General features: G+C 60.9%; 16 protein-coding genes. 8 read left to right on the top strand and 8 right to left on the bottom strand.

What is annotated here, in order from left to right; all coding sequences use genetic code 11:
• Window positions 1-253 precede the first annotated feature (253 nt).
• Window positions 254-940, top strand: a complete 687-nt coding sequence (locus PSH81_RS00245) for a tyrosine-protein phosphatase (RefSeq protein ID WP_226454786.1) — start codon at window positions 254-256, stop codon at window positions 938-940.
• Window positions 941-947: 7 nt separating this feature from the next.
• Here the strand turns inward: PSH81_RS00245 and PSH81_RS00240 are convergent, their stop codons facing one another.
• Window positions 948-1220, bottom strand: a complete 273-nt coding sequence (locus tag PSH81_RS00240; RefSeq protein WP_192298175.1) for a YheV family putative zinc ribbon protein — start codon at window positions 1218-1220, stop codon at window positions 948-950.
• Complete coding sequence (gene prlC, locus PSH81_RS00235; protein ID WP_305391802.1) at window positions 1217-3292, bottom strand: oligopeptidase A; 2076 nt, start codon at window positions 3290-3292, stop codon at window positions 1217-1219. The genes PSH81_RS00240 and prlC overlap by 4 nt, the downstream gene beginning before the upstream one ends.
• Window positions 3293-3368: 76 nt before the next feature.
• Between prlC and PSH81_RS00230 the strand changes: the two genes are divergently transcribed.
• Both PSH81_RS00230 and PSH81_RS00225 read left to right on the top strand, forming a co-directional pair.
• Window positions 3369-3911 carry a gamma carbonic anhydrase family protein gene (locus PSH81_RS00230; RefSeq protein ID WP_192298173.1) on the top strand — a complete coding sequence of 181 codons (543 nt, stop codon included), beginning with the start codon at window positions 3369-3371 and terminating at the stop codon, window positions 3909-3911.
• Window positions 3908-4567, top strand: coding sequence for an HAD family hydrolase (locus tag PSH81_RS00225; protein WP_226454783.1), 660 nt, complete (start codon window positions 3908-3910; stop codon window positions 4565-4567). Before PSH81_RS00230 ends, PSH81_RS00225 begins: the two co-directional genes overlap by 4 nt.
• A gap of 85 nt (window positions 4568-4652) precedes the next feature.
• On the opposite strand, the gene PSH81_RS00220 is transcribed toward PSH81_RS00225, so the two are convergent.
• A complete protein-coding gene (locus PSH81_RS00220) occupies window positions 4653-5696 on the bottom strand; it encodes an aminopeptidase (protein ID WP_305391801.1) in 1044 nt (347 codons plus the stop codon).
• Between the two features lie 135 nt (window positions 5697-5831).
• Between PSH81_RS00220 and PSH81_RS00215 the strand changes: the two genes are divergently transcribed.
• Entirely contained in the window at window positions 5832-6254 is a 423-nt protein-coding gene (locus PSH81_RS00215) for a hypothetical protein (protein WP_192298170.1), read from the top strand.
• Here PSH81_RS00215 and PSH81_RS00210 read toward each other — a convergent pair whose 3' ends face one another.
• Together PSH81_RS00210 and PSH81_RS00205 are read right to left on the bottom strand one after the other, a co-directional pair.
• The gene (locus PSH81_RS00210) at window positions 6255-6494 is read right to left on the bottom strand and encodes a DUF1161 domain-containing protein (RefSeq protein WP_192298169.1); all 240 of its coding nucleotides are present in this window, start codon (window positions 6492-6494) and stop codon (window positions 6255-6257) included.
• Window positions 6495-6703: 209 nt separating this feature from the next.
• Entirely contained in the window at window positions 6704-7135 is a 432-nt protein-coding gene (locus PSH81_RS00205; protein WP_192298168.1) for an OsmC family protein, read from the bottom strand.
• 219 nt (window positions 7136-7354) lie between these two features.
• On the opposite strand from PSH81_RS00205, the gene PSH81_RS00200 reads away from it, so the two are divergent.
• Window positions 7355-8356 carry an LLM class flavin-dependent oxidoreductase gene (locus PSH81_RS00200; protein ID WP_305391800.1) on the top strand — a complete coding sequence of 334 codons (1002 nt, stop codon included), beginning with the start codon at window positions 7355-7357 and terminating at the stop codon, window positions 8354-8356.
• A gap of 58 nt (window positions 8357-8414) precedes the next feature.
• On the opposite strand, the gene PSH81_RS00195 is transcribed toward PSH81_RS00200, so the two are convergent.
• Complete coding sequence (locus PSH81_RS00195) at window positions 8415-8639, bottom strand: DUF1161 domain-containing protein (RefSeq protein WP_192298166.1); 225 nt, start codon at window positions 8637-8639, stop codon at window positions 8415-8417.
• Window positions 8640-8754: 115 nt separating this feature from the next.
• Window positions 8755-8970, bottom strand: a complete 216-nt coding sequence (locus PSH81_RS00190) for a dodecin (RefSeq protein ID WP_003220389.1) — start codon at window positions 8968-8970, stop codon at window positions 8755-8757.
• 156 nt (window positions 8971-9126) lie between these two features.
• On the opposite strand from PSH81_RS00190, the gene PSH81_RS00185 reads away from it, so the two are divergent.
• The gene (locus PSH81_RS00185; protein WP_003170746.1) at window positions 9127-9453 is read left to right on the top strand and encodes a YqjD family protein; all 327 of its coding nucleotides are present in this window, start codon (window positions 9127-9129) and stop codon (window positions 9451-9453) included.
• Here the strand turns inward: PSH81_RS00185 and PSH81_RS00180 are convergent.
• Window positions 9450-10346, bottom strand: coding sequence for a LysR family transcriptional regulator (locus tag PSH81_RS00180; RefSeq protein WP_192298165.1), 897 nt, complete (start codon window positions 10344-10346; stop codon window positions 9450-9452). The genes PSH81_RS00185 and PSH81_RS00180 overlap by 4 nt on opposite strands.
• 110 nt (window positions 10347-10456) lie before the next feature.
• On the opposite strand from PSH81_RS00180, the gene trpB reads away from it, so the two are divergent.
• Complete coding sequence (gene trpB / locus PSH81_RS00175) at window positions 10457-11683, top strand: tryptophan synthase subunit beta (RefSeq protein WP_226454781.1); 1227 nt, start codon at window positions 10457-10459, stop codon at window positions 11681-11683.
• Complete coding sequence (trpA, locus tag PSH81_RS00170) at window positions 11683-12492, top strand: tryptophan synthase subunit alpha (protein WP_192298163.1); 810 nt, start codon at window positions 11683-11685, stop codon at window positions 12490-12492. The genes trpB and trpA overlap by 1 nt, the downstream gene beginning before the upstream one ends.
• The last annotated feature ends 20 nt before the right edge of the window (window positions 12493-12512 follow it).

Here is a 12512-nt window from a genome sequence, read left to right as displayed (position 1 = left end):
GTGCACCTCATCATGTGGTCACGGGTTCGACAGCCGCTTCTTGGGAGCGGCTTGTGGTGTGCGGGCAGCGTGTTGGATAGAACGCAGCGGCAATCAATAGTTACAAATGATAGCAGCCTAACCATCAACAGAATCGTTCCAGCGACTAAAGACTGAGGATTCACGCTTTTTTGACGGGCGCCTCACGCCCCATTGACCCCCCGCAGACCAATCTGCGCGCTATCTACCCACAGCCCATTCGGTGACGTTGCCCATGTTCAAGAATCGCTGGCTGCCAGCGCTCGGCCTGGCACTTACGGCACTGTTCGCCACGGTTTATGCCCAAGCCGATGACAGCCCTTCCATCCGCTCAGCCGAGTGGGCACAGCCCGTGGGCAGCCAATACAACCTGCACCAGATGACGCCGACGCTGTATCGCAGCGCTCTGCCGGACAGCAGCGCCGTGCCACTCCTGCAAAAGCTCAAGATCGGTACCGTGATCAACTTCCTGCCCGAGTCGGATGGCAACTGGCTGAAGGCTGCGGGCATCCGTCAAGTCCAACTGAGTTATCGCACCAATCATGTGGATGATTCCGACGTGCTGGCAGCACTCAGAGCAATCAAGGAAGCCGAGGCCAACGGCCCGGTGCTGATGCACTGCAAACACGGCTCCGACCGTACCGGCCTGATGGCAGCGATGTATCGCGTGGTGGTGCAAGGATGGAGCAAGGAAGAGGCGCTGAACGAGATGACCCTGGGCGGCTTTGGCACCAGCAATGGCTTCAAGGACGGCGTTCGCTACATGATGAAGGCCGATATCGACAAGTTGCGTACAGCACTGGCGAATGGCGATTGCAGCACCAGTGCATTTGCACTGTGCTCGATGAAGAGCTGGCTCAACACGGCTGGAACCGGCCGTGTTGAACCAACGAACGATACGGGATTGGCGATAAAACCCTGAATGGGCGTCAGTCTTTTTTCAGTTTCGGGTTAGGAAAAAACTGTACCGCCTGCACCTTCGGGTCCGGCGCCTTCAGCGCCGAGGTATTCACCCGCGTGCCTAATTCCTTGGGTACCGACAGACCCTGATCATTGAGCGTGTCGGTATAACCGCAGGCCACACACTCACGGTGCGGCACGCTGTCTTCAGTCCACATCTTCAACTTGTCCGGCTCGCTGCACGCCGGGCAGACCGCGCCGGCGATAAATTGCTTTTTGGTCACCACAGGTCCTTCACTCATGCTGCCGCGCCCTCACTCAGGCCGCTGTGGCGCAAGAGTGCGTCAATCGACGGTGCACGTCCGCGGAAGTCGACGAACAGCACCATCGGCGCCTGGGAGCCACCGCGTGCCAGGATCGCCTCACGGAATGCGCGGCCGGTTTCGGCATTCAGCACGCCGTCTTCTTCGAACTTGGAGAAGGCATCGGCGGAGAGCACTTCGGCCCACTTGTAGCTGTAGTACCCAGCCGCATAACCACCGGCGAAAATGTGCGCAAAGCTGTTCGGAAAACGGTTGTAGGCTGGCGGACGCATCACCGACACCTCATCGCGCACGCCTTCGAGCACCTGGGCCACACTGCGGCCGTCGCCGTGGGTGGCGTGCAGCTCGAAGTCAAACAGCGAGAACTCCAACTGGCGCACCATCATCAGGCCGGACTGGAAGTTTTTCGCCGCGAGCATTTTTTCCAGCAGGTCCTGGGGCAGCGGCTCACCGCTCTCATAGTGACCGGAGATCAGCGCCAGGCCTTCCGGCTCCCAGCACCAGTTCTCCATGAACTGGCTTGGCAACTCCACCGCATCCCAGGCCACGCCGTTGATGCCGGACACGCCAGCGTGCTCGACGCGGGTCAACAGGTGATGCAGGCCGTGGCCGAATTCGTGGAACAGCGTAGTCACTTCATCGTGAGTCAGCAGGGCAGGCTTGCCACTGTCGGCCGGGGTGAAGTTGCACACCAGGTTGGCCACCGGGCTTTGCAGCACGCCGTCGATCTTGCGGCGACGGTCGCGCGCGCCGTCCATCCAGGCGCCGCCACGCTTGTTGGCGCGGGCGTACAGGTCAAAGAAGAAGCGGCCAACGTGCTGGCCGTTTTCCTTGATTTCAAACAGGCGCACATCCGGGTGCCAGGTGTCGAAGCCCTTCAGTTCGGCGATCTCGATGCCGTACAGGCGTTGCACGATGGCGAACAGGCCGCCGAGCACCTTGTCGATCGGGAAGTAGGCACGCAGCGCTTCCTGGGACACGCTGTAACGCTGCTCACGGAGTTTTTCGCCGTAGAAACCACTGTCCCAGCTTTGCAGGTCGGCACAGCCTTGCTCGGCAGCATAGGCCTTGAGCTGTTGCAGGTCCTGGGCGGCAAACGGCTTGCTGCGCTTGGCCAGGTCACGCAGGAAGCTCAGCACCTGGTCGCTGGACTCGGCCATCTTGGTGGCCAGGCTCAGTTCGGAGAACGAGGCGTAGCCCAAGAGTTGAGCAAGCTCCTGACGCAGGTCGAGGATTTCTTCCATCACCGGGCCGTTGTCATTCTGACCGGCATTCGGGCCTTGGTCTGACGCACGGGTGCAGTAGGCCGCGTAGACCTCTTCACGCAGGGCGCGGTCCTGGGCGTAGGTCATTACCGCGTAGTAGCTCGGAAATTCCAGGGTGATCAGCCAGCCATCGAGGCCTTTGGCCTGGGCAGCGCCAGCCATCTGCGCCTTGGCCGAGTCGGTCAGGCCGGCGAGGGTGGCTTCATCGGTAACGTGTTTGGTCCAGGCCTGGGTCGCGTCCAGCAGTTGGTTGGAAAACTTGCTGCCCAACTCGGAAAGCTTGCTCTGCACTTCGGCGTAGCGTTTTTGCTGCTCCGGCGGCAAATCGATACCCGACAGGCGGAAGTCGCGCAGGGAGTGTTCCAGGATAGTTTTTTGCGCCACGTCGAAACCTGCCGCTTCCGGGCTGTTGGCCAGGGCTTCGAAAGCCTGGAACAGCTCGCGGTTCTGGCCCATCTCGGTGGAGTAGGCGCTCAACGCCGGCAGGCAGCCTTCGTAGGCTTCGCGCAGTTCAGCGCTGTTGCACACGGCGTTGAGGTGGCTGACCGGGCTCCAGGCGGCGCCCAGGCGGTCATTCAGTTCGTCCATGGCCAAGACCAGCCCGGCCCACGTAGGATTTTTCCCCTGGCTTTGCAGGATGCCTTCGATGGCGACACGGTTGTCGGCGAGGATCTGTTCGATGGCCGGCTGTACGTGCTCGGCACGGATCGCCGAGAACGGCGGCAGGTCGTAGGGCTGCAGAAGAGGGTTGTTCGCGCTCACGGTGGGTACCTTGGCTGAAGACATGTAAGAACAAAGATGGGGCCATCTTAATTACAATCAACGCCCACCGCAGCTATCAGCAGAAGAGAGAGAAGCTATCGTGACCCTTCGCACCTATCAGAACCACACGCCAGCCCTGGGCGCCGGGGCTTTTGTCGATATTTCGGCGGTGGTGATCGGCGATGTCGAAATCGGCACCGACAGCTCCGTATGGCCACTGACCGTGATCCGTGGCGACATGCACCGCATCCGCATCGGTGCGCGCACCAGCGTGCAGGACGGCTGCGTGTTGCACATCACCCACGCCGGGCCTTTCAACCCGGACGGTTTCCCGCTGCTGATCGGCGATGACGTGACCATCGCCCACAAGGTCATGCTGCATGGCTGCACGGTGGGCAGCCGGGTCCTGATCGGCATGGGCAGCATCGTGATGGACGGTGCCGTGGTGGAAGATGACGTGATCATCGGCGCCGGCAGCCTGGTGCCGCCAGGCAAAAAACTGCAAAGCGGCTTTTTGTATGTGGGCAGCCCGGTTAAACAAATCCGCCCACTGACTGACAAGGAACGCGCGTTTTTCACCTACAGTGCGGCGAACTACGTGAAGCTCAAAGACCTGCACCTGGCTGAAGGATTCGATCAATGACCCTGCATTACCCAACCGTGCTGTTCGACCTGGATGGCACCCTCACCGACCCGCGTGAGGGCATTACCCGTTCGATCCAGTACGCCCTCGCCAAGCTCGGTATCGACGAGCCGGACCTGACCAGGCTCGAACACTTTATCGGCCCGCCATTGCTGCAAGCCTTCATGCAGTTCTACGGTTTCGACGAAGCCAAGGCGTGGGAAGCGGTGAACTTCTATCGCGAGCGCTTCAAGGTCACCGGCCTGTATGAAAACCGCGTGTTCGACGGCGTGATGCCGTTGCTGGAAGAATTGAACAGCCAGGGCCGCCAGTTGTACGTGGCTACCTCCAAGCCGTGGGAATTCGCCCGCGAGATCGCCCGGCATTTCGACTTTGCCAAGCACTTCAAAGTGATCTACGGCAGCGAGCTGGACGGTACGCGCACGAACAAAGTCGAGCTGATCGCCCATTTGATGCGCGAAGAAGGCCTGGACCCGGCGACCACCCTGATGATTGGTGACCGCAAGCACGACCTGATCGGTGCACGTAGCAACGGGCTGGATTCAGCGGCGGTAGGCTATGGATTTGGCAGCTTTGAAGAGCTGCATGCCGAGGCCCCGACTTGGCACTTCGAGACGTTGGCCGAGATGCATCAGGCGTTTTTGCAGCAGCCTTGAAACCGCTATCGCAGGCAAACCAGCGCCCACATCCGACTGTATTCACACATCAAAATGTGGGAGCGGGCTTGCCCGCGATGAGGCCCTAAAGCCCCTCCATCTCCAACTGCCTCAACGCCACCTTGCGCTGCTCCACCGGCAACGCCCCCATCCGCTCCACCGCCGCATAAAACCTCAGCCAATCCCCACCTTCTTGCCGAAACAACGCCGCAAACGCCGGCACCCACTGGTCATACAGCCCGAATGGCAACAGCCGCGCGTTGTTCATCGGCTGGTTGATCCAGGCGTCATAACGCTTGTCGCCCGCCCACTGGCTATCACGCATCTGCCGGTAATCGCTGCGCAAGCGCTCAAACTCAAGCGCTTTGGCCGCCCGCATCGCCTCCTTCGACAGCGGTTGGGCGTAGAGCTTTTCCAGACGCTGGCGAGTATCGAGAATCAGCCGGATAAACTGGTCACGTTGCTGCAACGCCCCATCGCCGAGCGGCGCCAGCCCCCGTGCGGCACGCCACTGGCGCGTGCCTTCCTGCTCGACGAAGTTGGCAAATGACTCGTTGAATTCGGTGTCGTCCTTCACATAGAAACGTTGGTGCGCCAGCTCATGAAAGATCAGCGTGGCCAGGCGCTCGTCACCCCAGTTCATCATCGAATTCAGGATCGGGTCGTTGAACCAGCCCAGGGTCGAGTAGGCCTCGACGCCGCCAATCGACACGTCCATGCCTCGCTGGCGCAACAACGCCGCTTCACCCCGTGCAGCGCCCTGGTTGTAGTAGCCGCGATAGGCGACGCAACCGGCGATGGGAAAGCAGTGGGTTTCAGGCGACAGGGAAAATTCTGTCGTGGCGAAGACATTCCACACCACATAGGGCCGGCCAATGTCGGCGTACAACCTGTAGCTCTGGTTGTCAGGCAAATGCAGTTGTTCGCTGGCAAAGGTCCGCGCCTTTTGCGCTTGCGCCAGGTGTTCACGCAGCAGTTGGGGGCGAGAGGGGTCGGCAATGACCGTGGAAACCGGCTCTCGAGCGCGCAGCAATTGCCACTGGCCGCTAGCCAACTGGCCGTAATAGCTGACACTTGAGCAGCCGCTGAGCAGCAGCACCATCAACCCCGGAAGAAAACGCCTGACCATGCCCCAACCGCTCCTGGGTGATTTGCTCGCAAGACTATCGCGCCGGCACGGAATTTTTCCATGGCCTGCGGTGTTTATACTCATGGGGAGTCTGTAGCGTCAGGCTCAATTCATTTCTTTCATTGAGTGCCCGCCATGCGTCAGCTCTTGCTTCCCGTCGCCGTCCTGCTGCTCAGCGCCTGCACCTCGACGCCGTTACCGGCAGTCGATCCGCAACAGGCCTGGGTCGATTTCACCACCCCTACACCGGGCGCCAAACTGCTCATGGCGCAGCGCCTGGACGGCAAAAACCTCAACGATGGGCGCTTCTTCCAAGTGCCGCCCGGGCGCCACGAGCTGATGGTGCGTTTTGATTTCGAGGTGCCGACTGGCGGCGGTTTCGGCGGGTTGGGGCAGACTGCCGAGCGCACCTGCTTCATAACGTTGCAGTACGACCACTTCCAGGCAGGCCAGCGCTATGTGCTGGAAGGGCGCTCGCTGGCGTACACCCCGAACATCCGGCTGTACAACGCCGCGCGCAAGCTGCTGGCCGAGGAGCGCAGCGTCAACTGCCTCTGATCAGTCGTTGTTCTTCTGGTAAATGATGGCCTTGGTGCCGTTCTCACAGCTGCCGACGACCATGGCTACATCGTGCTTGTCGGCTTCTTCCTTGGTCACGATCTCCAAGGTGTAGGACGGCACGGCGTTCGCCTGGATCTTGATCTCGATCTCTTTCCTGAGCTCTTCACAATCTTTGGGCGCGGCCACGGCCGAAGTGGCCAACACACCGCAGATGATCGCCAAAGCAAAACGTTTCATGTGTGAAGCTCCCTGAATGCATTGCGCACGGGTGTGCGCCTAGGCTGCAATGGCTATAGGACCATAGTTTGCCCACGCAGGTTCTGATTTAACGCAAAACCAATATGGAAACGGGCCTGCTCGCGAAGGCGCGGTATCAGAAACACATTCAGTGGCTGACACTGCGCGTTCGCGAGCAAGCCCGCTCCCACATTTTTTGACCCGCGGTATCAGCTAACCAGCGTCGCATCCAGGCTGATTTTCGCATTCAGTACCTTGGACACCGGGCAGCCTTCCTTGGCCTTTTTGCTCAGTTCTTCGAACTGCGCCTGGCTCGCACCCGGGATCTTGGCCTTGAGGATCAGATGCACCGCCGTGATCGCAAAGCCGCCATCGACTTGATCGAGGGTCACTTCAGCCTGGGTGTCGATGCTGTCAGCCTTGAGCCCGGCATCGCCGAGAATCATGGAGAACGCCATGGAGAAACATCCGGCGTGGGCCGCGCCGATCAGCTCTTCCGGATTGGTGCCCTTGCCACCTTCAAAACGCGCCTTGAAGCCGTAAGGCGCTTCGCGCAGTACCCCGGTTTCCGTGGAAATGGAACCCAGGCCCGTCTTCAAATCACCTTCCCAATGTGCAGATGCTTTTTTCACGATACTCATAGCGGTCTCCTCGAACGATGGTTTTGCGTCAGTAAGGGTTCTGAGGATAGTCGGACAGGCAAAGTTCATCCTGTCGGAGAAACCTAGCAATTAAGTAGGAAATTTCCTGCCGTGCTATTGAATCTCGGGTATATGCCCTCATTGCATAGAACATGCACATGAAGCGCCAGGTCTTGGTTCGTCTACACAGCCTGCGCGCCCCCTTGGAGAAGCAGGCTTATGAAATCGCTGTCCGACGTGAAATTCTCGACCCTCGACCTCGTGCCCGTGCGGGCCAACGGCAGCCCGGCGCAGTCGTTGCGCAATTCCCTGGACCTGGCCCAGCACGTGGAAAAGTTCGGCTACAACCGTTTCTGGGTGGCGGAACACCACAATATGGACGGCATCGCCAGCTCGGCCACCTCGGTGTTGCTTGGCTACCTGGCCGGCGGCACCTCGACGATTCGCGTCGGCTCTGGCGGCGTGATGCTGCCCAACCACGCGCCGCTGGTGATTGCCGAGCAGTTCGGCACCCTGGAAAGCCTCTACCCCGGCCGTATCGACCTGGGCCTGGGCCGCGCGCCCGGCTCCGACCAGATGACCGCCCGCGCCCTGCGCCGTGAACGCTCCGGCAGCGCCGACGAGTTCCCCGAGGACGTTGCCGAACTGATGGCGTACCTCGGCCCGCGCACCCCGGACCAACGCATCATCGCCGTACCCGGCACCGGCACCAATGTGCCGGTGTGGCTGCTCGGTTCCAGCCTGTTCAGTGCACAACTGGCTGGTGAGCGCGGTTTGCCTTACGCCTTCGCCTCCCATTTCGCACCGCGCTTGATGCACGAGGCGATTCGCGTCTACCGCAATCACTTCAAGCCTTCAGCCGTGTTGGATAAACCGTACGTGATGCTCGGCATTCCGCTGGTGGCGGCGGACACCGATGAGCAAGCCGACTATCTGGCCACCTCGGTGTACCAGCGCATCCTCGCGCTGATGCGCGGGCAAAGCCTGGTGCAGCGCCCACCCGTGAACAGCATGGACGGCCTGTGGCTACCCCATGAAAAAGATGCCGTCGGCAGCTTCCTTGGCCTGGCGATGGTCGGCAGCCCGGCAAAAATCCGCGCCAAACTGGAAGTGCTGATCGAACAAACCGGTGCAGACGAGTTGATCTTTACCTGCGACCTGTACGAACACGCCGACCGGATTTATTCCTACGAACTGCTGGCGCAGTTGATGAAGGGCTGAAGAACGCACTTATGGCGAGGGAGCTTGCTCCCTCGCCACAGGTGCCGGCAACACGGGGTCAACCGCGTTTGTAGACGATTTCCTTGGTGCCGGCTTCACACGAGCCAACCACTTTGGCGTCACCCGCAGCACCTTTCTCCACAACGTCCAGGGAATAGTGCGCAACGCCCTTGGCATCCAGTTTCGCTGCAATCTCGCTCTTCAGCTCGTCACAAGGCTTGCCCGCCGCCAGGGCCGTACCCGCAATGCTCAACAAACCTACCGCTAGCAGAAACTTCTTCATCCGTTACCGTCCTTGCGCTGTTCAAAAAGAGCGTGCCGACGCTCGTGGCGTCGGCACCCATTGGTTGTAGCGCAGGTTATGGCAATCGGCCAGTCGGCAAGTTCAACCGCGGCGATCAACTACTGGCGATTCGGAACCCCACCTTGAGCGTGACCTGAAAGTGTGCGGCCTTGCCATCCTTGATATGCCCACGGGTATCGACCACCTCGAACCACTCCAGGTGCTTGATGCTCTTGTTGGCCTCGGCCAGCGCATTGTTGATGGCGTCTTCGATGCTGGAGGTGGACGAGCCCACCAATTCCACTTTTTTGTAGGTGTGATGATCAGACATGGTGTTTCTCCTGAGGGTCGTCAATAAAGCCTAGCAGTCAATGTTCATACTGCTTCTGGCGACCGTTCCTACGCGAAAGTTCAGATTTACTGCACTTTCTGAAAGCGCTGGAGTCGGTATCTACACACGCCACTCAATCACTTCAGGAGAATCCACATGGCCAACACTTCTTTACGCAAAGCGTCGCTGGAAAGCATGGAAGCCGAGATTTCGAGCCTGCTCAAGTCTCTGGAAAGCCTCAAGGACGACGCGTCCGACGAGTCGCGCAAGACCTTGAAGGCCCTGAAAAGCAACGCCGAGAATGCCCTCAAGCATTCCCGCCACCTGATCAGCGATGCCTACGAAGAAAGCAAAGTGAAAATCCGCGAAACCGGTGTTGCAACCCGGGACTACGCGCAGGAGCACCCATGGACTACAGCCGGTGTGGCGGTAGGTGCATTGGGTCTGCTGGCTGCTTACTTGCTGTGCAAACGCGGTGACTAAACCGGCGGGTGCTCAAGCTCAGCCTTGAGCCACTGCGCCAGTCTCCCGGCGCGCCCGTCTGCGGCGCGCTTGGGCAGCCACAACGCCAGGTGCGCCGGGGTTTCGCTGAAACCCCACGGCGCCACCAGGCGACCCGCGCGCAAGTCCTCGGCCACCAGCGGCTGCGGCGCAATCGCCACGCCCAACCCGGCCACCGCTGCTTCCAGCAAATAATACAAATGCTCAAACCCCTGGCCGTGTTTCAACGCACCGGGCTCAATGCCGTGTTGCTGTGCCCAACTGGGCCAGGCTTGCGGGCGCGAAGTCGTGTGCAGCAAGGCTTCGCCGCACAAGGCCGAGGCGGGCGCATGCCGCAGCCGCTCGTAGCCGGCAAAGCGTGGGCTCAGCACCGGGCCGATGCGTTCGCTGGCCAGTTCATACACTTGCATGTCCGCCGGCCACGGTGGTTCGGCGAACACCAGCAAGGCGTCCAGTCCCGGACGCCGTGGGTCAAGATCACCGTCACCCGCCGACAGGTGCAGACGCAAATCCGGCAGGTCTGCATTCAGGCGGCCCAGGCGCGGAATCAACCAGCGCGCCAGCAAACTGCCTGAACAACCGAGCACGAACGGCGCGTCGGCGCTGGCCTGGGTCAACTCTGCACACACATCCCTCAAGTGCTCGAACGCCTCGGCACTCGCGTCACGCAGGCGCACACCGGCATCTGTGAGTTTAAGGCCACGCCCATCCTTGACGAACAGGCTCACGCCCAAGTGCTCTTCCAGCACCTTCAACTGGCGACTGACCGCGCCGTGGGTCACATGTAATCTCTCGGCTGCCTGGCTGACGCTGTTCAATCGCGCAGTGGCTTCAAACGCACGCAGGGCGTTAAGGGGCGGAAGGTCGCGGCTCATATGTGAGTTTTCCTGACATGTTGCAGCGATCTTATCGGTTTTCAGGCCACTGCGTCAGGGGTAGAGTGGCCGTCATTGTTTCCTACACCCATTCCTTCCTGGAGCGTCCTATGACTCAGTCCCAGACCGACCTACGCAACGGCCCAGACGCCAACGGCCTGTTTGGCGCGTTCGGCGGCCGTTACGTCGCTGAAACCCTGATGCCGTTGATCCTCGACCTGGCCCGCGAATACGAAGCGGCCAAGATCGATCCGGCGTTCAACGAGGAATTGGCCTACTTCCAGCGCGACTACGTCGGCCGTCCGAGCCCGCTGTATTTCGCCGAACGCCTGACCGAATTCTGCGGCGGCGCCAAGATCTACCTCAAGCGCGAAGAGCTGAACCACACCGGCGCGCACAAGATCAACAACTGCATCGGCCAGATCCTGCTGGCGCGGCGCATGGGCAAGAAACGCATCATCGCCGAGACCGGCGCGGGCATGCACGGCGTGGCCACCGCCACCGTGGCGGCGCGCTTCGGCCTGCAATGCGTGATCTACATGGGCACCACCGACATCGAGCGCCAGCAAGCCAACGTGTTCCGCATGAAGCTGCTGGGGGCTGAAGTGATCCCGGTGGTCGCCGGCACCGGCACCCTGAAAGACGCCATGAACGAAGCTCTGCGTGACTGGGTAACCAATGTCGACAGCACCTTCTACCTGATCGGCACCGTGGCCGGCCCCCACCCGTACCCCGCCATGGTGCGCGACTTCCAGGCCGTGATCGGCAAAGAAACCCGCGACCAGCTGCAAGCCCAGGAAGGCCGCCTGCCGGACAGCCTGGTGGCGTGCATCGGCGGTGGCTCCAATGCCATGGGCCTGTTCCACCCATTCCTTGACGACAAGAGCGTGGAAATCATCGGTGTTGAAGCGGCCGGCCACGGCATCGAAACCGGCAAGCACGCCGCCAGCCTCAACGGCGGCGTACCTGGCGTATTGCACGGTAACCGCACCTTCCTGTTGCAGGACGACGACGGCCAGATCATCGACGCCCACTCGATCTCCGCCGGCCTCGACTACCCGGGCATCGGCCCGGAACACGCGTGGTTGCATGACATCGGCCGCGTCCAGTACACCTCGGTGACTGACGATGAAGCCCTCGACGCCTTCCACAAATGCTGCCGCCTGGAAGGGATCATTCCTGCGCTGGAAAGCGCCCACGCCCTGGCCGAAGTGTTCAAACGCGCACCGACCCTGCCGAAAGATCACCTGATGGTGGTTAACCTTTCCGGCCGTGGCGACAAAGACATGCAAACCGTGATGCATCACATGGAACAGTCGCAGCAGGAGAAACACTGATGAGCCGCCTGCAAACCCGCTTTGCCCAACTCAAAGAACAAAACCGCGCCGCCCTGGTGACCTTCGTCACCGCCGGTGACCCTGGCTACGACACCTCACTGGCGATCCTCAAAGGCTTGCCTGCCGCTGGCGCCGACGTGATCGAGCTGGGCATGCCCTTCACCGACCCGATGGCCGACGGCCCGGCGATCCAGCTGGCCAACATCCGCGCACTGCAAGCCAAGCAGAACCTGCTGAAAACCCTGCAAATGGTCCGCGAGTTCCGCAAGGACAACCGCGACACCCCGCTGGTGTTGATGGGCTACTTCAACCCGATCCACAAATACGGCGTGCCGAAGTTCATCGCCGATGCGAAAGAGGCGGGCGTCGACGGCCTGATCGTGGTCGACATGCCGCCGGAGCATAACGGCGAGCTGTGCGACCCGGCCCAGGCTGCAGGCATCGACTTTATCCGCCTGACCACGCCGACCACCGATGACGTGCGCCTGCCGACCGTACTCAATGGCAGCTCCGGCTTTGTGTACTACGTGTCGGTAGCCGGTGTGACCGGTGCCGGTGCCGCCACCCTGGAACACGTTGAAGAAGCCGTGACCCGCCTGCGTCGGCATACCGACCTGCCGATCAGCATCGGTTTCGGTATCCGCACCCCGGAACAAGCAGCGGCGATCGCCCGTTTGGCGGACGGCGTAGTGGTGGGTTCGGCGTTGATTGATCACATCGCCACTGCGAAAAATGATCAGCAAGCCATCGACGGCGTGCTCGGCCTGTGCGCGGCATTGTCGGAAGGCGTCCGTAACGCGCGTAAGTAAGCGGCTCGTAAGTGGTAGGT

It is taken from the genome of Pseudomonas sp. FP2335, assembly GCF_030687535.1.
GTDB lineage: Bacteria > Pseudomonadota > Gammaproteobacteria > Pseudomonadales > Pseudomonadaceae > Aquipseudomonas.
This window is presented reverse-complemented; position numbering and strand designations above follow the sequence as displayed.

What these genes read in the sequence shown, in the direction of transcription:
- trpB (WP_226454781.1), top strand. Translation starts at nt 10,457, where the DNA reads ATGACTCAGTCCCAGACCGACCTACGCAACGGCCCAGACGCCAACGGC.
- PSH81_RS00245 (WP_226454786.1), top strand. Translation starts at nt 254, where the DNA reads ATGTTCAAGAATCGCTGGCTGCCAGCGCTCGGCCTGGCACTTACGGCA.
- PSH81_RS00200 (WP_305391800.1), top strand. Translation starts at nt 7,355, where the DNA reads ATGAAATCGCTGTCCGACGTGAAATTCTCGACCCTCGACCTCGTGCCC.
- PSH81_RS00220 (WP_305391801.1), bottom strand. Translation starts at nt 5,696, where the DNA reads ATGGTCAGGCGTTTTCTTCCGGGGTTGATGGTGCTGCTGCTCAGCGGC.
- PSH81_RS00195 (WP_192298166.1), bottom strand. Translation starts at nt 8,639, where the DNA reads ATGAAGAAGTTTCTGCTAGCGGTAGGTTTGTTGAGCATTGCGGGTACG.
- PSH81_RS00210 (WP_192298169.1), bottom strand. Translation starts at nt 6,494, where the DNA reads ATGAAACGTTTTGCTTTGGCGATCATCTGCGGTGTGTTGGCCACTTCG.
- PSH81_RS00240 (WP_192298175.1), bottom strand. Translation starts at nt 1,220, where the DNA reads ATGAGTGAAGGACCTGTGGTGACCAAAAAGCAATTTATCGCCGGCGCG.
- PSH81_RS00190 (WP_003220389.1), bottom strand. Translation starts at nt 8,970, where the DNA reads ATGTCTGATCATCACACCTACAAAAAAGTGGAATTGGTGGGCTCGTCC.
- PSH81_RS00180 (WP_192298165.1), bottom strand. Translation starts at nt 10,346, where the DNA reads ATGAGCCGCGACCTTCCGCCCCTTAACGCCCTGCGTGCGTTTGAAGCC.
- PSH81_RS00185 (WP_003170746.1), top strand. Translation starts at nt 9,127, where the DNA reads ATGGCCAACACTTCTTTACGCAAAGCGTCGCTGGAAAGCATGGAAGCC.
- PSH81_RS00205 (WP_192298168.1), bottom strand. Translation starts at nt 7,135, where the DNA reads ATGAGTATCGTGAAAAAAGCATCTGCACATTGGGAAGGTGATTTGAAG.
- prlC (WP_305391802.1), bottom strand. Translation starts at nt 3,292, where the DNA reads ATGTCTTCAGCCAAGGTACCCACCGTGAGCGCGAACAACCCTCTTCTG.
- PSH81_RS00215 (WP_192298170.1), top strand. Translation starts at nt 5,832, where the DNA reads ATGCGTCAGCTCTTGCTTCCCGTCGCCGTCCTGCTGCTCAGCGCCTGC.
- trpA (WP_192298163.1), top strand. Translation starts at nt 11,683, where the DNA reads ATGAGCCGCCTGCAAACCCGCTTTGCCCAACTCAAAGAACAAAACCGC.
- PSH81_RS00225 (WP_226454783.1), top strand. Translation starts at nt 3,908, where the DNA reads ATGACCCTGCATTACCCAACCGTGCTGTTCGACCTGGATGGCACCCTC.